Raw genomic sequence first — 24,299 nt, 5'->3', positions numbered from 1 at the left:
GGACATGCCTTAAAATCTACCAGCTCGTCTCTAAACGCCAAGGGCGACGGATCCAATTGGGTCCGTCGCCCTTTTTCGTGCGACAATCGATGATGTTGAACGTGAGTACATGGCAAGGAGATATGCAGATGAAAGACGAGAACAAGACGAACGCGCCGGCCCCCAAGCCTGCACCCGCCGTGCCTAAGCCGGCGCCCAAACCGCGCGACCCCTTCATTCGTGCCGAGAACGAGGACGACGACGGCTACGATCCCTACAGCGATCGCCGCCCCGAGCGCGAGCCCCTGTTCGAAGCCGATCCGTGGAACTAGGAAATGTCCTCTAGCTGACGGAACCGCGCGTTTCTGTCGGCTCGAGGCGTTCGTGTTAGGTCCCCTCAACTGTTCGGCATCCTTCGGGACAATGATAGAAAACTTGCTTAAGCATTAATCAAGTTAAACGAAATCTTGCTCTCTAGCTAATCAAGAAACAGTATAATCTTGATTAGCTAGAGAGCAAGATTGGAGAATCATGGCATTCAACGACTTGGTAGCCCAGAAAATAAAGGATTTTGAGCAGCAGGGGGTTCCGCAGGTCTTTGAGCGAGACCTTGATTTGGGAAACCCACAGAAGCCAAAGCGCGACAACATCGTAAATGTGATTGTGGGTGCCCGCCGTTGTGGAAAGACGTATCGCCTGTATCAGGAGATGCGACGGCTTCAGGGTCAAGGCGTCGAGCTTGACCGAATGCTTTACTTCAATTTTGAGGATGAGCGCTTGCGTCCGTATGAGCCATCGCTACTAGCGGACGTGCTCGATACATTCTATGCGCTGTATCCCGCTGCTCGAACCGAGGGCGCTTACATTTTCTTTGACGAGATTCAGGAAATTCCTGAATGGGGTGCGTTTCTGCGGCGTGTGGTCGATACGGAGAAAGCGACCGTCTATGTGACGGGATCTTCTTCTAAGATGCTGTCCTCGGAACTTAAGAGCGAGTTCAGGGGTCGTTCTCTTGTTCGAGAGCTTTTTCCGTTGAGTTTTTCGGAATACGTTCGATATAAGACGGGAAACGTTCCTGAGCAGGATGTGCCCTTTTCTCCGAGTGATGCAGCATTGCTTCGGCATCATCTGGCTGGATATCTTGAACGGGGTGGATTCATCGCGACGCTTGAGCAGACGCCTGCGGACGCGATTCAGCTGCTGCAGGAATATGCGTCGCGAACGGTCGCTATGGACATCGTTGAACGCTATGACGTCAAGAATCCTCGTTTGGCCTCGCTGTTCCTGACGCGATGTATGGCGTCTTCGGGACGAGAGCTGTCAGTGAACAAAGTGTACAACGAGTTCAAGAGTAGGCAGATACCCGTCAGCCGTAATTCGCTCAGTGCCCTACTTGAGTACTACGAGGACGCCTATCTGATGTTTTCTGTGCCAGAGTTCACGCGTTCACTTGCAAATAATATGCGGTCTACGTCTAAAGTCTACGCTGTCGATCCTGCGATGTTTGGAGCATTCTCTCCCGCATCGGCATTGGACCAGGGCCAGAGGCTTGAGACTGCAGTGTTCAATGCGCTCAGAAGAAGGACTCCCGCGGTGCGGACCGGTTCGGTCTGTCGCCTGCTGATCAAAGAGAAGAATAAAAGCCACGAGGTGGACTTTGTGGCTGGGGATGCACTTCTCATGCAGGCTTATAGCCTGATTCAGGTGAGCGCGGATATGGCAAGCGAGAAAACGCGCGCACGCGAAATAGCCGCCCTCGATGTCTCGATGGCCCAGTTCGATCTTGGCGAGTCGGCAATCGTTACCATGGATGAGCAGGCCGATATTCCATGCGAACACGGGGTAGTGCACGCTGTGCCCGCATGGAAGTGGCTCCTTACCTAATCATCTATAGATCCGTGGAGGCCAGGACCTCTTGGCCCCGCAGTGGGGCGGCTAGTCCTGGGCCTTGATGCTCGGCAGCATGATCTGGGCCAGGTAATCGGTCTCGAGCTTGGTCGCGGCATCTGCCTTGCCGTCTTTGCCGACCAGGTCGTTCTTGATCTGGCTGTACGTGTAGCGGTTGCCGGTCGTGAGCTCGACGAGCTCGATGGCCGTGTCCATGGGGTATTTGGAGACGGGTTCGCTCGTTTTGCCGTTAATGGTCTGCGCCACCACATACGGATAGACGGGCCCGCTGGCATAGACCGTGTAGCCGTTGCCCAGACTGACCGCACCCAAAACCGTATCGCCTTCATCGGGCGTAAAGCTCTCGCCCTCGCGCACCGCGACAAGCGTCACGAGCGGTGTGTTGGTGTCGCCGTCCAGATAAATGCACAGCGTGTTGCCGTTCTGCCAGGTTGCGACCTTGCCATACCACTCAACCGGAATATCGAGCTGATACAGGTTCGTCGCCTTGTGCCGAGCGTCGGCATCGCGGGCGGACTGAGCCTCGCTTGCGCTTACGGCGTTGGCGGCGGCATCGCGGCGCGTAATTGCCGCCTGCTGGAGTATCTTTGCCGCGGCGGCAGAGCTCGCGCCGCCTTCTTCGGCGTACTTGGCGGCGGCATCGATCTGGTCGTCGGTCACCGTGTCGGCTGAGGGCACCTTAAGCTTAAAGGTGGCTTGAGCGCGCAGATCCTGCCCGTCATTCTTGACCGTAACCTGGGCCTTGGTGGTCGGGACGGTGTAGATGGTGCCGTCGGCCGCGATGGGGGAGGCGGCGATGGAGAACGTGTAATCGCCGGGCAGCAGCTTAATGCCGCGACCGTGCTCGTCAACGTAGAGCGTTTCGCTCACGGAAGAACCGTCGGAATCCTGACCGCTCACCTGCACGGGAATCTTGGAGCCAGTTGAGCAGTCGAGCCCCGCGGCATGTACGCCAATTTGCACCGACATCATGGTATGGGCGTTTGCGGCAACCACGGCGGCCTGCTCTTGCCGGTATCCATTCCAAGCGGCATAGCCTGCGCCGCCGGCGACAAGCGCGACGGCTACGACGCCTGCCACCATCAGGTTGCGGCGCTTGGGCGACATCTTACGGTGACGAACCTCGGCTTCGCGTGCCGAAGGAACGGACGGTAGGGGAATATCGCCCATGGCGATGGTCTCGTCCACGGCAGGCGCAGAGCCTAAGCCAGGGAGCTCGCGGGTCAGCGAATCTTCGGCCGGCAAGTTGTCGAGCAAGATGGTTTCCTCGCTCGTGTCGGATCCGGGCTGGTCGTCGGCCTCGCTTTCGGTGTCTTCGTGATCTGCCTCATCCTCGGCAGGCTCAACGTCGCCTGTATCCTGATCATCGGGCTGTGCCTCGATTTCCGGCTCATCCTGCACATCAACGCTCGAATCGTCAAACGCAACATCGTCAAGCGAAATCCGGTCTAGGCTTTCCAAGGCCTCGGCACACGCTTCTGCATCTTGGACCGCGTCCTCTTGGCCCGTCGTCTCATCTTTCATATATCCCCCAAGCTCAATATCGGGACAACACTGTACCCAAAAACAGGACCCTATAGAGCCGCCTCATGATTTGAAATCCGATTTTATATATGCGCATGTTTTTGAATAGATGAATAGAGACGCAACGACAAAAGCCCCCGAAAAGCGAGCGAAACGCTTTCCGGGGGCTCTGCGAGACATTGGATTGAAAATCTGGCGGGCGGGCCTATGCCCAGGCGCCAACAGCGACCAACATGTTACTCGGCGTGAGCGTAATCGACCTTGGCGCGACGAGCGGTGGCCTTCTCCCAATCGCTGGTGCCCTCAAAGACATCCTGCTTGTAGGGATTGCGGCCGAGCTTCTTGGCACGGTAGGCGATGTAGATGATCGCGGCGACGTTGGCGACCAGTGCGGCGATCGAGACCGCGGTAGCGGCGCCGGGGTCGAGCGTGGAGTGGGTCACAAAGATGGACTCCTCCTGGAAGTACGGGAACACCTGGGCAAACATGCACCAAATGGCCAGCGTAAAGGCGCGGTTCTGGATCCAGCCGCCCTTGTTCCAGATAAAGGCGGCGACAGTGGGCGCCAGCAGCAGCGCAAAGCCGCAGAACCAGGAGTGGGTGGGCAGGCAGTTGTAGGTGTAGCAGAAGTTCCAGATATCGTAGGCGATGATGTAGACCCAGGTCATATCGGGCCACAGCATGTCGGTCTGATCCTCGGAGGCGTAGACGCTCCACCAACCGGTCATGCAGAAGATGTTGATAATACCGGCGATGCCGTTGAACACGTTGTTCCAGCCGGCCAGCTGCGTAGCACCTTCGGAGGTGACCCAGGTGGACTCGCCCAGGACAAAGAAGTGATAGGCGCTCTCGAAGTCGGATACGACGGCAATCATGATGTTGATGGCGACGATCACAAACGGCCATGCGCGGAACCAATGTGCCTTGCCGATCTTGCCCCACTGGTACTTAATGGCAATGAAGCCCCAGCAGCCGGCCAGCGCCGCGTATACCTTGGCGTAGTGGAACCAGCTGTTCTGGTACACATGGGTGGGGTTGGTGAGCGCCCACTCGGCACCCTGTGAGACGCCGATGGCGATGGCGACGCAGTAGATGGTCATGGCCAGCGGAGCCACGCCAAAGATGATTGCCGCGCCCAGCTTGGTGCGGCGGCCGACTTCGTTGAGCACGATCAGGCCAATAAAGACCATGGCCCAGCCGGCCCAGTGGATAAGGGTATCGCTACCCCAAACATCGAACAGCATGCTGCTCTCCTTTCACACGCCCGCGGCCCCTCTTCTGATCGCGGGCAGTTTGGCCAAATGTCGTCAGTTCTGGGGCTTGCGCTCCGGATACTTGGCGGTATAGCCCTCGATGTGGAGTGTCGAGGCGATGATTTCCTTGACCGTCTCGTCGGGCACATCGGGGTGCGTGCGGATATACATCAACAACCCCATGATGAGGGTGTAGAACGTCTCGTAGACATGGTCGATGCGTAGCTCATGATGGGCGACAAAGTCCACCACGGTGGTGTCGCAGATATACTGCGCCACACGCTGGACCACGTTGTGCAAAAAGCCGCCGTAGAGCGCGCCGCTGCTTGAGGTGAGCGTACTCGGCAGCTCGTGGCCGCTGGCGACCAGGCGCTTAAAGAGCGGGGCGACGGTGTCGAGCGCGCCTTCGATATCGCCGACGGTGCGGTCGGCGTTCCACTGCTCGAGTTCGGAGATAAAGCCGTCGATCGCCTCGTCCATGACGGCGGTGACGGCGGCGTCCATATCGGCAAAGTAGTGGTAGAACAATGAACGCGTGCAGCCGGCTCGCTTGGTCACGGCCGATACCGATAGGTGGGACACGCCCAGCTCGGAGCTTACGGTGCGCACGGCATCGAGGATCTCGCGACGGCGTTCGTCGCCCGTCAGGCGCTTTGCCGCGCTATCGGATGCGGGAACGGCATCGACCACAGAGGTATCTGCTGTGTTGTTGCTCATGTTTTGCCGCCTTTCATCCTCTTTTGCCTGACCGTTCGCCTAACAGTCTTGAATATTGTTGACGGTTCGTCAATACTATTTTTGACACAATGTCAACTAATGGCGGGTGAACGGCATGGGGGCATGCCCGGCCTGCAAAAAAGAGGGGTGCCGCGGTCTCGCTGGGCTGTGGCAAGAGAAGGGACAACCATGATTCTCAACGGACCGGGGATTAGCTATACCGAGCCCGATATCGGCGCTGAGTTCGTGCCGCCGATACCGGAGCATCCGCGCGAGGCCATCGTCAAACTGTGCGAGCACTGCACCAACCGTCTGTTGCACCGCGACGAGCTGCTGGGCTACGAGTACTGGTCGTTTGCCGAGGCCGCAACCGACGAGCAGGCCGAAGTGCTCTGCAAGATGAAGATGCGCCGTCCCTATACGCTGCCCGAGATGGTCAAGCTCACCAGCATGCCCGAAGCCGATATCGAGAAGATGCTCGACGACATGAGCTACACGGGTCTGCTCGAGTACAACTGGGAAAACCCCGAGCACGCCAAGCAGTGGGTGCTGCCCATGCTGGTGCCGGGTTCCGCCGAGTTCCTCAACATGCGCGTGAGCCAGCTCGAGGAGCACCCGGTCTATGCCAAGTTCTTTGAGCAGGCGTCCAAGGGACCGCTGTCCAAGGCCACGCCGATGGTGCCGCCCGGTGGTGCCGGCATCGGCATGCATGTCATTCCGGTCGAGAAGGCTATCGATGCCGCGAGCACGTCGGTGCCTATTGAGCATATAGAGCACTGGCTCGACAAATACGAGGGTAAGTATGCCGCCAGCACCTGCAGCTGCCGCGCGAGCCGTCGCGTGATGGGTGAGGGCTGCGCCGACGACCCGGCCGATTGGTGCATCGCCGTGGGCGATATGGCCGACTACGTGGTCGAGACCGATCGTGGCCATTACGTGACCCGCGACGAGGTCTACGACATCCTGCGCCAGGCCGAGGACAACGGCTTTGTGCACCAGATCACCAATATCGACGGCGAGAACAAGATCTTCGCCATCTGCAACTGCAACGTCAACGTGTGCTACGCCCTGCGCACCTCGCAGCTGTTCAACACGCCCAACCTGTCGCGCTCGGCCTATGTCGCCAAGGTCGAGAAGGACAAGTGCGTGGCCTGCGGTCGCTGCGTTGAGGTGTGCCCCGCCGGTGCCGCCAAGCTCGGCCAGAAGCTCTGCAGCAAAAAGGCCGGCGGACAGGTGCCCGAGTATCCGCGCCAGGAGCTGCCCGATGCCACCAAGTGGGACCACACCAAGTGGTCGCCCAACTACCGCAACGATAACCGTATCGAGACGCACGAGTCCGGCACCGCGCCCTGCAAGACGGCTTGCCCCGCGCACGTTGCCGTCCAGGGCTACTTAAAGCTCGCGGCGCAGGGCCGCTATGACGAGGCGCTGGCGCTCATCAAGCGCGAGAACCCGCTGCCCGCTATCTGCGGCCGTGTGTGCAACCGCCGCTGTGAGGATGCCTGCACCCGTGGCCGTGTGGACGCCGCCGTGGCTATCGACGAGGTCAAGAAGTTTATCGCCCAGCGCGATCTTGATGCCGCGACCCGCTATGTCCCACCCGTGGTGACGCCGACGCGCGCCGGCGGCTTCGATCAGAAGATCGCCATCATCGGTGCCGGCCCGGCCGGTCTGTCCTGTGCCTTCTATCTGGCCGAGAAGGGCTACAAGCCCGTCGTGTTCGAGAAGAACGAGCGCCCGGGCGGCATGCTCACCTATGGCATTCCCAGCTTTAAGCTGGAGAAGGACGTTATCGAGGCCGAGGTCGAAGTTATTCGCCTGATGGGTGCCGAGTTCCGCTATGGCGTGGAGGTCGGTCGCGATGTGACGCTCGACGAGCTGCGCGCGCAGGGCTTTAAGGCCTTCTACGTTGCCATTGGCTGCTAGGGCGGCCGCCTTGCGGGCATTCCGGGCGAGGGTGCCGAGGACGTGACCGTGGCCGTCGACTTCCTTCGCGAGGTTAACAGCGGCAAGATCGATTCCCTGCCCGGCCGCACCATCGTGGTGGGCGGTGGCAACGTGGCTATCGATGTCGCGCGCAACGCCTGCCGTCTGGGTTCCGAGTACGTTGAGATGTTCTGCTTGGAGAGCGAGGCCCAGATGCCCGCCAGCGAGGAGGAGCGTCGCGAGGCCGTTGAGGACGGCGCTCACATCAGCTGCGGCTGGGGCCCCAAGGAGATTCACCTGGACGAGGCCGGTCGTGTGTGCGGTATCACCTTCAAGCGCTGCACGCGTGTCTTTGACGACGAGGGCCGTTTTGCGCCCGAGTACGACGAGAACGACCTGCGTCGTGTCGATGCCGACCGCGTAGTCATGTCGATTGGCCAGTCCATTGTGTGGGGCGACCTGCTGGCTGGCTCCAAGGTGGAGCTTGGCCGCGGCCAGGGTGCCCTTGCCGATCCCCAGACCTATCAGACCGCCGAGCCAGACATCTTTGTGGGCGGCGACGTCTATACCGGTCCGAGCTTTGCCATCGATGCCATCGCCGCCGGTCACGAGGCCGCCGTGTCCATCCATCGCTTCGTGCAGCCGGGCTCCACGCTCACCATCGGCCGCAACCAGCGCCGCTACACCGCGCTCGACCGCAACGACGTTGTGCTCGAGAGCTACGACAACGCGAGCCGCGAGGTTGCGCATGTGGACCGCGAACGCGAGAAGGCTGCGCCGTTTAGCGAGTATGTTGAGACCTTTACCGAGGAGCAGGTGCGCGCCGAGACCGCCCGCTGCCTGGGCTGCGGCGCCTCGATCGTCGACCCTAACAAGTGCATCGGCTGCGGCCTGTGCACCACCAAGTGCGCGTTTGACGCCATCCATCTTGATCGCGATCGCCCCGAGTGCTCCACGATGGTCAAATACGAGCAAAAGCTCCCAAGCCTGGGCAAGTACGCATTGAAGCGTGCAATTAAGATCAAATTTGGGAAGAAGTAAGAGACCTAACAAGTAAGTGAACGGCGCAGAGGGCGGTTGGACAGCGAGCGGGTCCCAGGCGTGGCGAGGTGCCTTGAAAGAGGAGGGCATAGGGCTTTTGCCCATGCCCGACGATTGAAAGGCAGATCGCCCGTCTGGGACTCGCGCAGCGTCAAGCCGACCGCCGTTCGTTAGAACGGCGGAAGGAATTAAAAGTGCACGAGCTGGGGATCGTCTATCACATCATTCGCGATGTCGAGAACGTGGCGCGCGCCAATGGCGTGCGTCGCGTTTCGAGCGTCACGCTGCTGCTGGGCGAGGTCTCGGGCGTCGTTCCCGACTTGCTACTCGACGCTTGGCGCTGGGCGGCAGATAAAAAGCCCATCACCGAGGGTGCAGAGCTTATCGTGGAGCCCGTTGAGGCCGTGACACATTGCGAGGCGTGCGGCCGCGACTATTCGACAGTCGAGCACGGCAAGACCTGTCCCCATTGCGGTAGCGGCGAGACCTATTTGCTGCAGGGCCAAGAGGTCATGATCAAACAGATCGAGACCCCCGACGAGGACCCGGCAGACACTGTTCCCGATGACCCCTCCGACGCCCCCGACGCCATCGACGCCGCCAACCCTCTCCACATCGTCTAGCCCCTAGTCGTTGAGGACGCTCTTACATGACCAGTCAATCAAGGACGTCCCCAACGACTAGTCGTTTAAGAACGTCCCCAATGACTACTTGCGCTAGTGCATAAGTCACGAAAATAGTCAAGCCATGTCTGTTTAAACAAAATAGCGGCAGTACAAGCGCATTCGCGCTTGCCTAAAATCGATATTAATGAACAGCCTGCTTGTATCTGTAAAATGCATGGCTTGATGAGCGACGCCTTGTCGTGTAATGAGTCAAAAAGCAGTAACGTAATCAACTTGTAACAAACCTAGACGTTTAAACAAATAATCCAACCTTTTGCGGATTTAGCTATAATTCCACAAACCAAACAGCTATACTCCTTTCATGTCGTGTAGGAAATACGTAGACAAAAAGGAGGTTATGTGATGGTAAGTATTGTTCTTGCTAGCCACGGGGACTTGGCAGCTGGAATCAAGCAGACGGGCTCGATGGTCTTTGGCGATCAGCCGTCTGTTGCCGTGGTCTCGCTCGAGCCGAGCATGGGCCCCGACGATTTCCGTGCCAAGGTCGAGGAAGCAATCGCTTCCTTCGAAGACCAGGAGCAGGTGCTCTTCCTCGTTGATCTGTGGGGCGGCACGCCGTTCAACCAGATCAGCGGGCTCATCGAGGGCCACGATTCCTGGGCTATCGTCACCGGTGTCAACCTGCCTATGCTCATCGAGGCATATTCGCAGCGCTTTGACGCAAAGAACACTGCACATGCGATCGCAAAACATCTCGTGACTGAGGCTAAGGCTGGCGTGCGTGTCAAGCCCGAGTCTCTGGAGCCCGAGGAGAAGAAGCCGGCTGCGGCCGCCGCTGCTCCTGCAGGCGCCATCCCTCCGGGAACGGTCATCGGCGATGGGCACATCAAGATCGCCCACGTCCGTATCGACACCCGTCTGCTTCATGGTCAGGTGGCCACCACGTGGACCAAGCAGATCAACCCCAACCGCATCATCGTGGTTTCCGACGGCGTTGCTCACGACGAGCTCCGCAAGACCATGATCGAGCAGGCTGCCCCTCCGGGAGTCCATGCCAACGTCGTGCCCATCAAGAAGATGGCCGAGGTCGTCAAGGACACGCGCTTTGGTGACACCAAGGCCATGCTGCTCTTTGAGAATCCGCAGGATCTGCTCAAGGCCATCGAGGCCGGTGTCGACATCAAGGAAGTCAACATCGGTTCCATGGCTCACTCCAAGGGCAAGGTCGTCGTCACCAACGCCGTCGCTATGGGCGATGACGACGTTAAGACTCTCGAGGCTCTCAAGGCCAAGGGCGTCAAGTTCGAGGTCCGCAAGGTTCCTTCGGATTCCTCCGAGGATCTCGACGCCATGTTGAAGAAAGCTAAGGCCGAACTGGCCGCTCAAGCATAGTAAAGGAGGGTCCGATACATGTCTGCAATCACTATTCTGCTTGTTGCGATTGTCGCGTTGCTTGCCGGTATGGAAGGCATTCTGGATGAGTTCCAGTTCCATCAGCCGCTCGTGGCATGCACGCTTATCGGTCTCGTAACCGGTCACCTTCAGGAGGGCATCCTCCTGGGCGGTTCGCTCCAGATGATGGCCCTTGGCTGGGCTAACGTCGGCGCCGCTGTCGCGCCTGACGCCGCTCTGGCCTCGGTCGCTTCTTCGATCATCATGGTGCTCGCCCTCAACGGTGGCGCCACCGATTCGGCCAAGGCCGTTACCACCGCTATCGCCGTCGCCGTCCCGCTGTCGGTCGCTGGTCTGTTCCTGACCATGATCTGCCGTACCATTGCTACCGCTATCGCTCACGCCATGGACGGTTGCGCCGAGAAGGGCGACTTCTCCGGCATCGAGCGCTGGCAGTATGCTGCCATCCTCATGCAGGGCCTTCGTATCGCCATCCCGGCAGTACTTCTGTGCGTCATCCCGGCCGAGGCTGTTACCAACGCGCTTAACGCTATGCCCGACTGGCTGTCCGGCGGCATGGCCGTCGGCGGCGGCATGGTCGCTTCCGTCGGTTACGCCATGGTCATCAACATGATGGCCACCAAGGAGACCTGGCCGTTCTTTATCCTCGGCTTTGTCCTTGCTGCCATCCCTCAGCTCACGCTGATCGCCCTTGGCCTCATCGGCATCTCCCTTGCCCTCATCTACCTTGGCCTTAAGGATCTGGCCAAGCAGGGTGGCGGCATGGGCGGTGGCTCCGGCGACCCGCTCGGCGACATTCTGAACGATTACGAGTAGGAGGGGAGTGATACATATGGCAGAGAACAAGATTCAGCTCACCAAGGCTGACCGTAAGAAGGTTTGCTTCCGTCATCAGTTCCTTCAGGGCTCGTGGAACTACGAGCGTATGCAGAACGGCGGCTGGTGCTTCGCAATGATCCCTGCGATCAAGAAGCTCTACACCAGCAAGGATGACCAGATTGCCGCTCTTAAGCGCCACCTGGAGTTCTATAACACCCACCCCTATGTTTCCGCCCCCGTCATTGGCGTTACCCTCGCCCTCGAGGAGGAGCGCGCCAACGGTGCTCCGATTGACGACGTCGCCATTCAGGGCGTCAAGGTCGGTATGATGGGCCCGCTCGCCGGCGTCGGTGACCCCGTCTTCTGGTTCACCCTTCGCCCGATTCTGGGCGCTCTGGGCGCTTCCCTGGCCATGTCCGGCAGCATCGTCGGTCCGCTGCTGTTCTTCTTCGCGTGGAACATCATCCGTTACGCTTTCCTGTGGTACACACAGGAGTTTGGCTACAAGGTCGGCTCCTCTATCGCCAAGGACCTCTCCGGCGGTCTGATGGGCAAGGTCACCGAGGGCGCTTCCATCCTGGGTATGTTCATCATCGGCGCCCTGGTCGAGCGCTGGGTGTCCATTTCCTTCACCCCGATTGTCTCCACGGTCAAGCAGTCTGCTGGCGCCTTTATCGACTGGGCTAGCCTGCCCTCCGGTTCCGAGGGTATCAAGGAAGCGCTGACGATGTACAACTCCGTCGGTGCTACCGCCCTTGATCAGATGAAGGTCACCACGCTCCAGGGTAACCTCGATCAGCTCATCCCCGGCCTTGCCGCCGTGTGCCTGACCCTGCTGGTCTGCAAGCTCCTCAAGAAGAAGGTTAGCCCGATCGTCATCATCCTGGCTCTCTTCGCCGTCGGCATCATCGGTCGCTTCTGCGGCTTCATGTAAGCACGCTTCGGCTTAAGACCGAGAGTTGCTAGGTAAGGGCTTTTGAGCCATTGAAACGGACCGCACCCGGTGGGTACACTGGATGCGGTCCGATTGTTTTTATTGGAGGGCGAGGCGCGTATGGCGCAATCTCAGAACAGCACGGTCGATCTGGCAACGCCGGCAACCTGCCTGATGGGGCTTACCAGCCACGGTAACGTGATGGTGGGCAATAAGGCGTTCGAGTACTATAACGAGCGCAATCCCGAGGATTATATTCAAATCCCGTGGGACGAGGTCGACTATATTGCCGCCGAGGTTTTGCGCGGCACCAAGATGATTACGCGTTTTGCCATCTTCACCAAGGACAACGGTCACTTTACGTTTTCGACGCGCGACGACAAAGAGACGCTTCGCGCGGTCCGCAAGTACGTCGACGAGGATAAGCTCGTGCGTTCGCCCGACTTTATCGATGTGACCGCCAAGGGCGCCAAGAGCATCCCCTCCGTCATCAAAAGCCTCTTCCACAAAGGCAACTAGCTCCTCATAAGTTGCAGTGAAATAGTTTCTAAATACGGCTTTAGATGCTTCAGACAGGAACTATTCCACCGCAACTTCGAAGTCTAGTCATGCGACGTATGGCGATGCAGTAAATCTGCTACACTAGTACAACATGCCTCCGTAGCTCAGGGGATAGAGCACCGCTCTCCTAAAGCGGGTGTCGACGGTTCGAATCCGCCCGGGGGCACCAGGAAAATCGCAGGTCAGGAGTTATTTTTGCTTCTGACCTGTTCTGGTTTTGGGACTAAGAACCGCTTTCGTTTGTAAATCTGGTAAGTAAATATTATGACTTCCCGAGTTTTCCACTGAAAACAGGAAATCACCATTTTGGGGATAAAAGTTTTCAACAGCTGTTGGTCGGTTCCATTTTGGTGATGTGCTTCCCTCTTTTGGGTAAATAATTTCACCATTTTGATGATTCGGTAGCTTTGAATTATTTGATAAAAAGCCTGCTCAGAAGCTTGTGTAATACCCAGTTTGGTGAAACCAATTAATAGAGAAATAGATTAAAAAGAAATAGGGACGGCGATGCCGTCCCCTTCGCTCGCGGAGCTCGCTGCGCGGCCACGTACCGTGTCCTTGCCGCCGGCTACGCCGCCGATTTATTCGCTCACTTCGTTCGCTGATTGATGGACTAATCCGATTTATCGGATACACCAGTCATAAGTGCAGCAATTGATATGTTGAATCCATTGGCAATTTTAGAGAGGTTAGAAAGACTGACATTTCTTCGCCCGACCTCCATCGAGGCGTAGTAAGACCTGTCCATGTCAATGCGGTTCGCAAATTGCTCTTGTGAGTAACCAGACTCTGATCTGAGTTCTTTGCAGCGTAGACCAAAGGATTGTTGTAGCGGCGAGATATCCATGACAAAAAGAGTCATGGATTGTTGTATTTATGCCAACGGACTATATACAACAATCCCAGTTAAGGCGCATAATTATCTCTATTGGAAAGCGCTCTGATGCCCAGTCGGATAGGGCACGGAAAAGGAATGGAACAGCACAATGACTCAGGGAAAGCACTTCGCTGCCGGTGGCGATCACTTCGCCGCACTGCCAAACAAAAAGATTCACACTCCGAAGGGGATCGCGCGTCTGACCGTCACCGCGGCGACCATGGCCGCCATGACCGGGTCGAGCCTCATCTCACCGTTCACGGCATTCGCCCAGACCGGTGACGGGGGCACGCAGCACCCCGCCGTGATGTCGCCGATCGCCGCCCACGCCGGCGCGGCATCCGGTACCGGCGCGAAATCCGCCGCACAGACCATCGCGGACCTGCAGAAGGCAGTCGATGAGGCGAAGGCGAAGGAGGACGCCGCCAAGGCATCCTACGATGAGGCCGCCGGTCCCTACAACGAGGCGGCTTCCGCCCGCGACCAGGCCAAGGCATCCTACGATTCGGCAGTCAGCGCCGGCACGGCAGCCGACCGAGCGGCAATGGACGAGTACGCCCGTCAGGTCGCGGAGGGCAAGGACGCCGCCGATGCCGCCGGCAAGGACCTCGAGCAGGCGAAGGCGGGTCTCGCAGACGCCAAGGCGGATGCGTCCGAGAAGGACGAAGCGTACCAGTCCGCCCTCAAGGCGGCCCAAGATGCCAAGGATGCCCTCGATAAGGCCAAGGCAGATGCCGTAGGCGCCACCCCGGAGGCTATCCGTGCCGCCGAGCAGGCCGTGCGCGACGCCACGGATGCCGTGAGCAGGGCACAGGCCGACCTCGCCAACGCCAACGCGACGCTTGCCGATGCCCAGTCCAAGCTGGTTGCGGCCCAGTCTGCAAAGGATTCCGCCGATTCTGTCCTCACTGCAGCCCAACAGAACAAGGACGCGGCGGATGCGAAGGCCGCGGCCGCCAGCGCCGCCTACGAGAAGGCGAAAGCAGACCTCGCCGCAGCGGAGGCCGGTGCCAGCGGTCCGGAGTACGATGCGGCAAAACAGAAGGTCGCGGACGCAGAGGCAGCCCTCGCCGCCGCACGAGCTGTGCAGTCCCAGTGCAAGTCCGAGCTCGAGCAGGCACAGTCCGCTGCGGCAACGGCACAGGCCGACCTGAATGATGCCCAGGTGGCCCTCTCCGTAAAGCAGCAGGCCGCGGCCGATGCCGAATCCGGCGTGAACGCCGCCCAGTCCGCTCTCGATGCCGCGAACGCCGGCCTCGATGCGGCCAAGCAGGCGAATGCCGACGCCGTCGCCAAGCTGGATGCCGCGAAGCAGGCTGTCAAGGACGCCGAGTCCGCCAAGGCAGCCGCCGACGTAGAGCTCGCGAACGCCAAGACCGCAAAGGATACCGCTGACGCCGCCGTGACCGCCGCGCAGCAGAAGGTCGACGAGGCCCAGGCGAAACTCGATTCCGCCGACGCGCAGCTCAAGCAGGGAGCCATCGGCTTCTTCCGTGCCATGGGTGCCGATTCAGCCATCGAGATCATCCAGAACTGCACGTACAAAGACTACACCGAGATCGGAAACAGTCTCGACGCAACGGGCCTTGAAAACATGCTTTCGTCCATCACGGTCATGAAGAACGTGAACGCCTACCGTAAGTCCGTCGGCCTTTCCGAGCTTGAGGTAAGCTATAAGCTCATTGCGGCAGCGATTGCAGATGCAAACTATTCGACGAAAAATGTAGAGCATGCCCAGCAGTTCGATGTCGGTGAAAACCTTGCCTGGAGCTATCGCGACCCCTGCAAGGCCTGGATCTATCAGGAAAAGGATCTGTTTGACAAGACTGCAGCATCCCTTGGTGCGACGAATCTTTCCGGAAAGGACGCCTACGACTTCTGGTACGCCAACCAGGACAAGTTCGATTACTACCGTATCGGTCATTACATGAACATCATCAACCCTGACTATGCTGTCATGGGATGCGGTCTGAACGATGACACCCGTTTGACGTTCTCGCTCACGCTGCAATACGGCGGTTGGGCCGGTTCGGGCTGGAATACCGGAGCCATCTCCGTCGACGAGTACGAGCAGAAGCTGACCTCCTACATCAACGGCCTGAAGAACGCCAAGAGCGCACTCGACGCAGCCAAGGCCGATCTCGCAGCCAAGCAGCAGGCAGCCGCCGGCGCCGCAGCAACCGTCCAGCAGAAGCAGGATGCCTTCGATGCCGCACAGACAGGTGTCGATACCGCGAAGCAGGATGTCACCGATGCCCAGCGTGCCGTCGATGTAGCCAAGGCTGATGTCGCCGCCAAGCAGCAGGGCGTCACGGATGCCCAGATCGAGCTTGATGCGGCGAAATCGGACCTCGATGCCGCCAACGCGGCAGTCGATACGGCAAAGTCGACCGTCCAGCAGAAGCAGGTCGCCTTTGATGCCGCCAACGCAGCCGTAACGACCGCACAGTCCAAGCTGGACTCCGCCAAGGCGGACACCGCATCCAAGCAGCAGGGCGTGGACGATGCGAACGCCGATCTCGCGAAGTTCTTCCAAGACGTCGCCGACGCCAAGAAGGCGCTCGATACAGCAAAGAGCGTCCATGACGCGGCGACAGCCGATCAGGTCGAGAAGGCGACCGTCCTCGCCGCCGCCGAGCAAAAGGCGGACGCCACCGCACGCGCCCTCGCGGATGCACAGCGTGCCGTCGATGCCGCAAAGGTCGACACCGGCGTTGCCGCCGACAGGCTTACCGGCTCCCAGACCGATCTCGAGGATGCACAGTCGAACCTCGACATCCTCACCGGTCTTGCCGCGAAGCTCGCAGAGGCACAGCAGCGCGAGCAGGATGCAGTAAAGGCCGTCAATGACACCAAGGCCGCCCTCGATGCCGCGAAGGCGGATACCATCGCCGCCGAGTCCCTGGTCTCCGCCGCCGAGCAGGCGAAGGCGCAGGCAGACGCCAAGCTGTCGAAGCTGAACTCCATCGATGCCGGCGCGGCGATCGCTTCCGGCCATGATGTGAACGCGGATGACGTCCTCAACGCGCTTTTCGCCGCAGCAGTCGAGGCACGCGCCAAGGTCGCGCCCGCCAAGGCCATCCTGGACGAGAAGCAGGCCGCGGTGGACGGGCTCCAGTCCGGCTACGATGCGGCACTCGCCGCCTACGAGCAGGCGAAGTCCGACCGCATCGCGGCGGAGCAGAAGCTTTCCGATGAGATCGCACGACAGGAGGCAGAGGAGGCCGCAAAGCAGCAGGCGGCATACACCCCGAAGCACCTCGCCGGCACGGATACCGCCCAGCCCGGCAGCCTCGCCCAGACCGGTGACCGCGCGGGACTCATCGGCGAGACGTTCGTCATCGGCGGTACCGTCCTCGTGGCAGCCGGCGTCTTCCTCGATCAAAAGAAGCGCCGCGAGCAGATGTAAAAGCGAGCCGGGCGTTGGATATCGGCTAGTGTCCAACGCCCGGTTTCATGGACGGGGAGATCGGTGTGAGAACAAAGGCTATTATCGTTGCGCTTCTGGTGTGCCTTTCGGCACCTCAACTTGGATGTGCCAGCGTTGCAAAGCAAGGAAGCGGCTCTACGGAAAGGGCCGCCACAGCGGTAAAGAATAAAGACAAAAAGAAGCCAAGCGAAGAAAAGGCGACGCAAGCCTCTGGAGCCAAGACCGAGGAGAAGAAAGAATCCGACGACAAGGACCAGAAGTCCGATGACTCCAAGAAGGAGGATAACAAGTCTTCCGACTCGTCGAAGTCTGACAGCAAGGGAAACTCCTCCGACTCGAAGCAGGGTTCCGGCAATTCACAGGGTTCCGGCAGCAATAATTCCTCTTCTAATGGCGGTAGCCAGAAGAAGTGGGTTGCCGAGCAGGGGCACTGGGAGACCGATTACAGCCAGGTCTGGGTACCGAACGTGGTATACACGCGTCATCCTCGCTATTGGGTAAACCATGGTGGTACTATGGTAGGCCCCTTCGATTCCGAAGATGCCGCCTATTCGTGGAGTGAAAATGATGCGTTTTCAGGCGGCATCGGCGGATCAATTGTCGATGATTCGTATACCACCTCTGAGGACCAGGGTCATTATGAGCAGAAGGCTACGGGACAGCATTGGGTTGTCGATGTCGCCGGTCACTGGGAGTAATGGACATTTGTTCCTCTTCTCTTATATTCGGTAAATAAATATTTATTTGCGGGCGGCCGGTTTCGGCCGCCTTTTTTAGACGCCCAGTCTGGGAGCAAACGATAGGAAAGCAATCAAACGAGAGGCCGTTCCAAAAGAATCCGGCGGTGCCGGATGCTTCGGGCAAAACCTTCCGCAAATCGGTAAGGTCTTCCATCAACTTGCTCCAGCCCTCGCCCGGAGTCCGCTGCGCGGTAATGCAAAAACTCGGCATCCCTCGCATTCGCAGTACCGCTTCGCTCTCGCTACAGCGAACTCTTAACACTCGGCATCCCTCGCGTTAAAAGTTCGCTTCCGCTCACGGTCTTCACTTTTCGTTTCGACAACGCGAGGCATCTCGCTTGGAATGAGGCCTCTCATTCCATGTCTACACTGCGTTCCGCCCAATCGCCGTACCGGTGATTGCAAGATGACTGTGGGTGGCATTTTTGTGGGCCCATTCGGACCCCAAAAACACCACGCCACAGACCTTGCTTACCGCCTGCTACGGCGATAAGGTTATCGTGAAGTTGGAACTTCGCGATGAAGAATCGCGGAGACGATTCTTCATTTTGGAACGACGCCAGCCGTTCCTCATTAAAAGGAAAGCGAATCGCATAGCAGGTTTTGATCGGAGGCCTCTCCGATCGCTGATTCGTTTTCCGGAGGAATCATGAGTAGGCTCCGCCCACACACCGTCAAGGCGTCTCTTTCCGATGAAGAGAAGAAAGCCATCACTGCAATCGCAAAGCGACATGAGATGAGCGAGGCGGAACTCATCCGCTTTGCTTTGTGCAATGCCGACGATCTCGATATCGATTTTGGTTTTTCAGAAATCGCTGACCAGAAATTCCGAACCGATGACATTCACGTCCGGGTCTCACCGGAAGAAAAAACGAAAATTGAAAGCAATGCTGATTCCCTCGATATGACTGTCAGTGCGTATGCACGTCGCGTACTGCTCAAAGGGAATGTCGAGAAAATCGATGTCGATCGGGCGTCGATCGACAAGATCTATCACGAACTTTTGAAGGAAGGAACAAACCTCAATCAGCTGATGTATTTTGTGAACGCCCAGGGGCTTCCCGCGTACAACGAGAAAGCTGTTTTCCGCACGCTCGAAAAGGTTTACCAAGTTGGGCGTAAGCTGGACCGTTTCATCGACGAGTTTGAGAAGCGATATTTCGTCGGCGGTGACCAAAATGACCGTCATTAAGCAGAAGAGTGTTTCGAGTGAACGGTATGCGAAGAACGTCCGTAAATACATCAACGGAAAAGATGCGCTTGTGCGTGGTGGCTGGAACATCGAATACAGCGATCGCTGGTTTTCGAAAATGGATAGAACCAGAAAGGTTTTCCATCACGACAAACCGTCGAGAGCCGGAGCCAAAAACGTAATCCTGCTTCATCAGATCCTCGCGTTCCTTCCGGAAGAATGCTCATGCAACGGGGGCAAGATGACTCCCGATGCATGTTTGGCCTACGCGGAGCAATGGCTTGCGAAGCACTATCCGCATCAACAAGTGATTCTCGCGCTGCATGAAGAAAGCGATAAGGCGGGAAAACGCTACGCAGTGCACATGGCGATCAACCGGACAAACCTTGACACCGGCAAGCGTTGCGACATCGGCGGTCGCAAGGGAAAGTACGAACGCGCTGCATGGGTTCGTGAAATGGACGAGGCCTGGAATCTCACTCAGCTCGAAAAGGGAAAGAAGAATTCGAAGATTCGCGATCGCCAGCCGCGCGACACAGAAAAGGAGATTATCGGTCGCGGTGAGTACAGTTATAAAAACAATCTGCGCGAGCTGATCCATATTGCGATCGACGAAGGTCGCGTAAAGAATATGGAGCAGTTCAAGAAATTACTTGCCTCATGGGGCGTAGACATTTTCATCAAGAACAATCGAGTCTATGCGACAGATCTCGATATCAAAGAGGCCGGCAATCCGAAGTGCACTTTCAACCTGACCCGTCTCGACGGGCGCTTCGCGTTGAAGTCGTTGCAGATGGCTTTCGAAAATAACGTGTTGGAAGCCGAGCGAGCCCTTCCATACGAGAAACGTTGTGAGATTTACATCAAGCGTCTCAAGAAAGCATACTCGGCGTGGGTCGAGCAGGCGAAGGCGAGCAAAGGCGTCGCCTACAATTCGTTTCCTAAATTCGTTGCCCCGAAGTGCGATGAAGATCTGCTCGAAGATCCGGCGGTTCGCGATGAGCTTCTTGCGCGTCGCGGTTACGCAAGGGAGATTCGCAATCGTTACGCCGGCGCCGTTCCCGATGCCGGCGACGACCGCGTTCGCGCCGCAGGCCAAGCACATGGCGGAAGCTCCGCATCGCGGCAGATGGACGATCGCGTCGTCGATCGCGGTGACTACTCGCACGGCAACACGCCTCGCTAGTTTTGGAAAGCCTATCGTCGGTGCCCTAGCGCGCTGCTATTCAGTGCCGATTCTTTCATGCTCGCAATTCGGCGAGGGTGAGGAGTATGAATTGATCGGCGGGAGTCAGCCGCTCTGATAGAATCGTCCTTGCTGGCGGCAGCTCTCGTGCCGGGCAGAGTCCTCCATCCGATGGGAGGTGATGCCCATGACCGATTTCACTGAGTCCGTGAAGCTCCTGACCGCTATGGTCTCGCTCCTCACGCCCCTTGTCGGCCTTTCCAAGGCACTCAAGCAGGGTTCGAAGCCCAAAAAGAAAGGCCACCGTCGCTAAGACGATGACCTAACTTCGTTAAGCAACGGCTCTGCCCAGCTCTCTACAACTTGGGCTGCCGTCGGCACCATTTTACCCTCCTGACGAGGAATTCGTCCATATTTCAAAAATCAAATCCTGTTCGCGCGTGGGCGTAAACTTTTCCTTGATTATCGACTTCATCCGAACACCTCCCACATTCATCCGCACATGTGCGGATGAATGTGGGAACCCGATACCCTGAGGGCCGGACCGGCCGGCCCCGGGAGATCGGAGGACGGCATGTCCGGAAAGAAGAATAGGGGCTCCGCGAGGGCGGTCCCGAGGGCCTACGGAAGGCTCACGAGGCACGAGCGGGACACGGTCCAGAGGATGCTGGAGCGCAGGGCCTCGTGCAGGGAGATCGCGAGGGAGCTGGGCAGGTCGCCCTCGACGGTGAGCGCCGAGGTGGCGTCGCACAGGTTCGTGACGGCGCCGAAGCCCAGGCGCGGCGAGCGCGTGGGCGCCGACACCGACCTGTCGTCGGCCTGCCCGCGCCTGGCGGCGTGGCCGCGCTGCTGCAACGGGTGCGGCCGCTGTTAGCGCTAATCTAAAAATGACCACTTTCGCAAACGCATCTCGCCGAATGCGCTAACGCGATTTCGCCGACCCCGCTAACGTACTTTCACCAACTGCGCTAACGGAACTATGCTCCGATCGGGTATCCGACCCGGGAGGAGCGGGATATGGAGCGAAACGTAATGGGAGAGCTGAACGTCTACAGGGGGTCCGGCGCGAAGCCGAACTTCAGCGAGATCGCGAGGAGGCACGGCATGGACCGGCACACGGTCGCCAAGTACTGGCGGGAGGGCGAGTCCGCCGCCGACGGGAGGTCCGCGAGGGGCAGCGCCTTCGACCCGCTCGAGGAGGTGATCCGCGCGAAGGCCCAGCTGCCCGGGATGACCAAGATGGCCGTGTACGCGTTCCTGCGCGAGGGCCGCGGGGAGGGGCTGCCCGGGTACGGCGCCTTCACCGCATGGTGCCGGGCCCGCGACATGCCCTTCGGGGGCGCGGGCGGCCGCGAGCCGCACCCGCGGTTCGAGACGCCCCCGGGCAGGCAGCTGCAGTTCGACTGGAAGGAGGGCATGAGGCTCGTCGACTCGGAGGGCGAGGTCTTCGAGTTCAGCGTGTTCACCGCGACGCTCGGCTACTCCAGGAAGCACCGCTTCATACCGGTCAGGAGCCGCACGCTCGACGACCTGCTGTCCTGCCTGCTCGCCACCTTCACCCGCCTCGGCGGCGTCCCGGAGGAGTGCATCACGGACAACATGTCGTGCCTGGTGACCGTCTCCGGCCGCAGGAGGACCAGGCAGGAGAGGGCGTGGCGGTTCGCGCGGGAGGCCGGCTTCGAGCTCAGGCTCTGCGCGCCGCGCTCGCCGCAGACCAAGGGCAAGGACGAGTCGGCCAACCGCTTCCTGAACCGCCTGCTCGCCTACGGCGGCGAGTTCACCGGGTGGGGCGGCCTCGCCGAGGCGGTGGCCCGGGTCGAGGCCCAGGCAAACTCGGAGCCGAACCGCACCACCGGCCTGCCGCCCGACGCGCTGTTCATGCGGGAGAAGGAGAGCCTGCGGCCCATCGGGAACCTCCGTCTCCTCGAGTCGATGGTGGGCGACGTGAGCGTCCAGACCGTCCCGCCGACCATGCTCGTCAGGGCCGCCGGCAGGGAGTGGTCCGTGCCCAGGCGCTGCATCGGCCGGCGCGTGAGCGTCATAGCGATGCCCGGCGGCCAGGTCGTGGTGAGGATGGCCGGCGAGGAGGTCGCCGTCCACGACGCCGCGTCCGGGCCGTCGAGGCCAATCAACTACGACCCCGACCACTATGGGCAGGCCCTCGAGGGGAAGCGGGGCCTGGCCGACGCGGACATCGCCGAGGCCGCGCGCGCCAACCTCGCGCTGCTCGACTCGCTCGGAGGGGCGTGATGGGCGCCGTCGCGGAGGGCAGCCCCTCGATCAGGGCGCAGGCGAACCTCTCCGCGCTCGGGCTGCACGAGATGGCGGCGTCCCTGCCCGACTACGTGAGGATGGTCGCCGCGGGCGAGCGGGGCTTCGCCTCCGCCCTCGAGGAGATGACGCGCGTCGAGGTCGCCGCCCGGGAGGTCAGGATCACCAACCAGCGCATACGGTCGTCGGGGTTCCCCTACGTCAAGGGGCTGGCGGACTTCGACTGGGACTTCCAGCCGTCGGTCCCGCGCGCCGAGATCGAGGAGCTCGCGACCCTGAGGTTCGTCGAGCGGGCCGAGAACGTCCTGCTCGTGGGGAGCCCCGGCGTGGGCAAGACGCACCTCGCCGTCGCGCTTGGCATCGAGGCGGTCAGGGCGGGGCGCGAGGTCAGGTTCGTGGACTGCGCCCGGCTCGTCGAGGACCTCGAGGACGCCTCGTCGCGCGGCATCCTCAAGAAGAGGCTCAAGTACTACGCCCACTCGAGGCTGCTGATCATCGACGAGCTCGGCTACCTCGACGTCGGCAGCGCGGGCGCGGACCTGCTGTTCCAGCTGATATCGACGCGCTACGAGCAGCGCTCGACGATCATCACCACCAACGTGGGGATCAGCGGCTGGGGCAGGGTGTTCGGGGACGACGTGGCGGCGAGCGCGATCGCGGACAGGGTGTGCCACCACTGCCACCTGGTCAAGATAACCGGCAGGTCCTACAGGCTGAAGGACCTGCCGAGGGACGGGCCCGTCAAGCCGTGACCGGAATCGGTGAAAATACGTTAGCGCAACCGGTGAAACCGCCTTTGCGCGAACGGCGCGCCTGCTTAGCGAAACTGGTGAAAAATAGATTGACGCTAACAGCCGCTACCGCGCGATGGGCTGCAAGCGCCGCCCGCACGTCTTCTACGAGGCCCGCGCCGCGCAGCTGTGTGCCGACTCGGTGCTCGTCTCGTCCAGGCGCGGGATCGACGCCGACGAGCCGGCCGCGGCGGCCAGGCTGGAGGCCATCAGGGACTGCCTGCGCCGGGGGCTCTCGCCCGAGCAGATGGCCGCATGCAACGGAGGGCCGGTGGACCTGTCGCCGTCGACCATCTACCGCTGGGTCGCGGCGGGCTACGACGGCATGACCAACATGGAGCTCAGGCGCAAGGTCGGCTACAGGCCGAGGAGGCGCGCCGCCGTCCGGGCGGCCACGCGCCACTCCGCCCGCAGGTCATACGCCGCGTTCCTCGCCCTCGGGGAGGACGCGTGCGCCGCGGCCTGGGAGATGGACACCGTCGAGGGCGCCCGGGAGGACTCGGCCTGCCTGCTCACGCTGCTCCACCGCCCCAGCAGGCTCCAGCTGGCGCTCCTGCTCGGGGAGAAGACCTCCGGGTGCGTCGCGGCCGCCCTGGAGGGCGTCCGGGCGGTCCTCGGCGCAGACGGGACGCGCCGCGTGTTCCGCGCCGTGCTCACCGACAACGGCGCCGAGTTCTCCGACGAGGGCGCGATCGCCGCGCTCCTCGGCGAGGGGCCCGGCGAGACGAGGCTGTTCTACTGCGACCCGAGGCGCAGCGACCAGAAGGGCGCCTGCGAGCGAAACCACGTCGAGATAAGGAAGCTGCTGCCCAAGGGCGCCGGGCTCAGGTTCGACCGGCTATCCCCGGCCGACATGGCGCTCGCGATGTCGCACGTGAACTCCGAGCCCCGCGGCGCGCTCGGCTTCGCGACGCCCGCGCGCGCCTTCCGGGCGATGCTCGGGGACGACGCGGCGGCGCTGCTGAACGCCTACGGCGTGGAGGACGTGCCTCTGGCCGAGCTCGACCTGACGCCGGGACTCATCGAGAGGGCGCGCGCAGAGAGGGGCGATGCCCCGCTGGCCTAGCCTGAAGGCAAAACGGAATAGACTGACCGACCGTCCGGCTGAGTC

General features: G+C 60.2%; 22 protein-coding genes and 1 tRNA gene. 19 read left to right on the top strand and 4 right to left on the bottom strand.

The annotated features are described in order from the left end of the window. Positions 1-128 precede the first annotated feature (128 nt). Positions 129-311, top strand: a complete 183-nt coding sequence (locus ABHR75_RS00335; RefSeq protein WP_229065270.1) for a hypothetical protein — start codon at positions 129-131, stop codon at positions 309-311. A 199-nt stretch (positions 312-510) separates the two neighbouring features. After that, complete coding sequence (locus tag ABHR75_RS00330; protein WP_195502991.1) at positions 511-1,863, top strand: ATP-binding protein; 1,353 nt, start codon at positions 511-513, stop codon at positions 1,861-1,863. Positions 1,864-1,914: 51 nt separating this feature from the next. Here the strand turns inward: ABHR75_RS00330 and ABHR75_RS00325 are convergent, their stop codons facing one another. The 3 genes from ABHR75_RS00325 to ABHR75_RS00315 form a co-directional block, all read right to left on the bottom strand. Continuing rightward, positions 1,915-3,411 (bottom strand): hypothetical protein, encoded by a 1,497-nt coding sequence (locus ABHR75_RS00325; RefSeq protein ID WP_346963342.1) that lies wholly within the window; start codon positions 3,409-3,411, stop codon positions 1,915-1,917. A 236-nt stretch (positions 3,412-3,647) separates the two neighbouring features. Then, a complete protein-coding gene (locus ABHR75_RS00320; RefSeq protein WP_195544659.1) occupies positions 3,648-4,655 on the bottom strand; it encodes a DUF5692 family protein in 1,008 nt (335 codons plus the stop codon). A 63-nt stretch (positions 4,656-4,718) separates the two neighbouring features. Beyond that, on the bottom strand, positions 4,719-5,381 hold the full coding sequence (locus ABHR75_RS00315; RefSeq protein ID WP_225094121.1) for a TetR/AcrR family transcriptional regulator: 663 nt from the start codon (positions 5,379-5,381) through the stop codon (positions 4,719-4,721). A gap of 189 nt (positions 5,382-5,570) precedes the next feature. Between ABHR75_RS00315 and ABHR75_RS00310 the strand changes: the two genes are divergently transcribed. The 8 genes from ABHR75_RS00310 (at position 5,571) to ABHR75_RS00275 (ending at position 12,870) form a co-directional block, all read left to right on the top strand. Continuing rightward, the gene (locus ABHR75_RS00310; RefSeq protein ID WP_346963341.1) at positions 5,571-7,307 is read left to right on the top strand and encodes an FAD-dependent oxidoreductase; all 1,737 of its coding nucleotides are present in this window, start codon (positions 5,571-5,573) and stop codon (positions 7,305-7,307) included. A gap of 18 nt (positions 7,308-7,325) precedes the next feature. Then, positions 7,326-8,348, top strand: a complete 1,023-nt coding sequence (locus ABHR75_RS00305; protein ID WP_346963387.1) for an FAD-dependent oxidoreductase — start codon at positions 7,326-7,328, stop codon at positions 8,346-8,348. A 194-nt stretch (positions 8,349-8,542) separates the two neighbouring features. Next, a complete protein-coding gene (locus tag ABHR75_RS00300; protein ID WP_346963340.1) occupies positions 8,543-8,971 on the top strand; it encodes a hydrogenase maturation nickel metallochaperone HypA/HybF in 429 nt (142 codons plus the stop codon). Positions 8,972-9,376: 405 nt separating this feature from the next. After that, the gene (locus ABHR75_RS00295; RefSeq protein ID WP_006235196.1) at positions 9,377-10,366 is read left to right on the top strand and encodes a PTS sugar transporter subunit IIB; all 990 of its coding nucleotides are present in this window, start codon (positions 9,377-9,379) and stop codon (positions 10,364-10,366) included. A gap of 18 nt (positions 10,367-10,384) precedes the next feature. Continuing rightward, positions 10,385-11,203, top strand: coding sequence for a PTS mannose/fructose/sorbose transporter subunit IIC (locus ABHR75_RS00290; protein ID WP_346963339.1), 819 nt, complete (start codon positions 10,385-10,387; stop codon positions 11,201-11,203). Between the two features lie 16 nt (positions 11,204-11,219). Further along, on the top strand, positions 11,220-12,140 hold the full coding sequence (locus ABHR75_RS00285; RefSeq protein ID WP_035136639.1) for a PTS system mannose/fructose/sorbose family transporter subunit IID: 921 nt from the start codon (positions 11,220-11,222) through the stop codon (positions 12,138-12,140). A 120-nt stretch (positions 12,141-12,260) separates the two neighbouring features. Beyond that, entirely contained in the window at positions 12,261-12,659 is a 399-nt protein-coding gene (locus tag ABHR75_RS00280; protein ID WP_346963338.1) for a DUF956 family protein, read from the top strand. A gap of 135 nt (positions 12,660-12,794) precedes the next feature. Next, positions 12,795-12,870: transfer RNA gene (locus tag ABHR75_RS00275), tRNA-Arg, on the top strand. A gap of 444 nt (positions 12,871-13,314) precedes the next feature. Here ABHR75_RS00275 and ABHR75_RS00270 read toward each other — a convergent pair. Next, the gene (locus tag ABHR75_RS00270; RefSeq protein WP_346963337.1) at positions 13,315-13,548 is read right to left on the bottom strand and encodes a helix-turn-helix domain-containing protein; all 234 of its coding nucleotides are present in this window, start codon (positions 13,546-13,548) and stop codon (positions 13,315-13,317) included. A 139-nt stretch (positions 13,549-13,687) separates the two neighbouring features. Between ABHR75_RS00270 and ABHR75_RS00265 the strand changes: the two genes are divergently transcribed. The 9 genes from ABHR75_RS00265 (at position 13,688) to ABHR75_RS00225 (ending at position 24,254) form a co-directional block, all read left to right on the top strand. Continuing rightward, entirely contained in the window at positions 13,688-16,987 is a 3,300-nt protein-coding gene (locus ABHR75_RS00265; RefSeq protein WP_346963336.1) for a CAP domain-containing protein, read from the top strand. A 65-nt stretch (positions 16,988-17,052) separates the two neighbouring features. Continuing rightward, positions 17,053-17,706 carry a hypothetical protein gene (locus tag ABHR75_RS00260; RefSeq protein ID WP_346963335.1) on the top strand — a complete coding sequence of 218 codons (654 nt, stop codon included), beginning with the start codon at positions 17,053-17,055 and terminating at the stop codon, positions 17,704-17,706. 691 nt (positions 17,707-18,397) lie between these two features. After that, entirely contained in the window at positions 18,398-18,940 is a 543-nt protein-coding gene (locus ABHR75_RS00255; RefSeq protein ID WP_196026270.1) for a plasmid mobilization protein, read from the top strand. Beyond that, complete coding sequence (locus tag ABHR75_RS00250; protein WP_196026271.1) at positions 18,927-20,126, top strand: relaxase/mobilization nuclease domain-containing protein; 1,200 nt, start codon at positions 18,927-18,929, stop codon at positions 20,124-20,126. The genes ABHR75_RS00255 and ABHR75_RS00250 overlap by 14 nt, the downstream gene beginning before the upstream one ends. 187 nt (positions 20,127-20,313) lie before the next feature. Next, on the top strand, positions 20,314-20,439 hold the full coding sequence (locus tag ABHR75_RS00245) for a hypothetical protein (protein WP_346963334.1): 126 nt from the start codon (positions 20,314-20,316) through the stop codon (positions 20,437-20,439). A gap of 201 nt (positions 20,440-20,640) precedes the next feature. Next, positions 20,641-21,000 (top strand): helix-turn-helix domain-containing protein, encoded by a 360-nt coding sequence (locus ABHR75_RS00240; RefSeq protein WP_346963333.1) that lies wholly within the window; start codon positions 20,641-20,643, stop codon positions 20,998-21,000. A gap of 143 nt (positions 21,001-21,143) precedes the next feature. After that, on the top strand, positions 21,144-22,376 hold the full coding sequence (istA, locus tag ABHR75_RS00235) for an IS21 family transposase (RefSeq protein WP_346963332.1): 1,233 nt from the start codon (positions 21,144-21,146) through the stop codon (positions 22,374-22,376). Then, on the top strand, positions 22,376-23,149 hold the full coding sequence (gene istB, locus ABHR75_RS00230) for an IS21-like element helper ATPase IstB (protein ID WP_117821545.1): 774 nt from the start codon (positions 22,376-22,378) through the stop codon (positions 23,147-23,149). Before istA ends, istB begins: the two co-directional genes overlap by 1 nt. Before the next feature lie 115 nt (positions 23,150-23,264). Next, a complete protein-coding gene (locus tag ABHR75_RS00225) occupies positions 23,265-24,254 on the top strand; it encodes an IS30 family transposase (protein WP_346963331.1) in 990 nt (329 codons plus the stop codon). Positions 24,255-24,299 lie beyond the last annotated feature (45 nt).

Source organism: Collinsella aerofaciens, from assembly GCF_039752955.1.
Lineage (GTDB): Bacteria > Actinomycetota > Coriobacteriia > Coriobacteriales > Coriobacteriaceae > Collinsella > Collinsella aerofaciens_BI.
The sequence above is the reverse complement of the archived record's forward strand: the minus strand, read 5'-3'. Positions and strand labels throughout refer to the sequence as shown.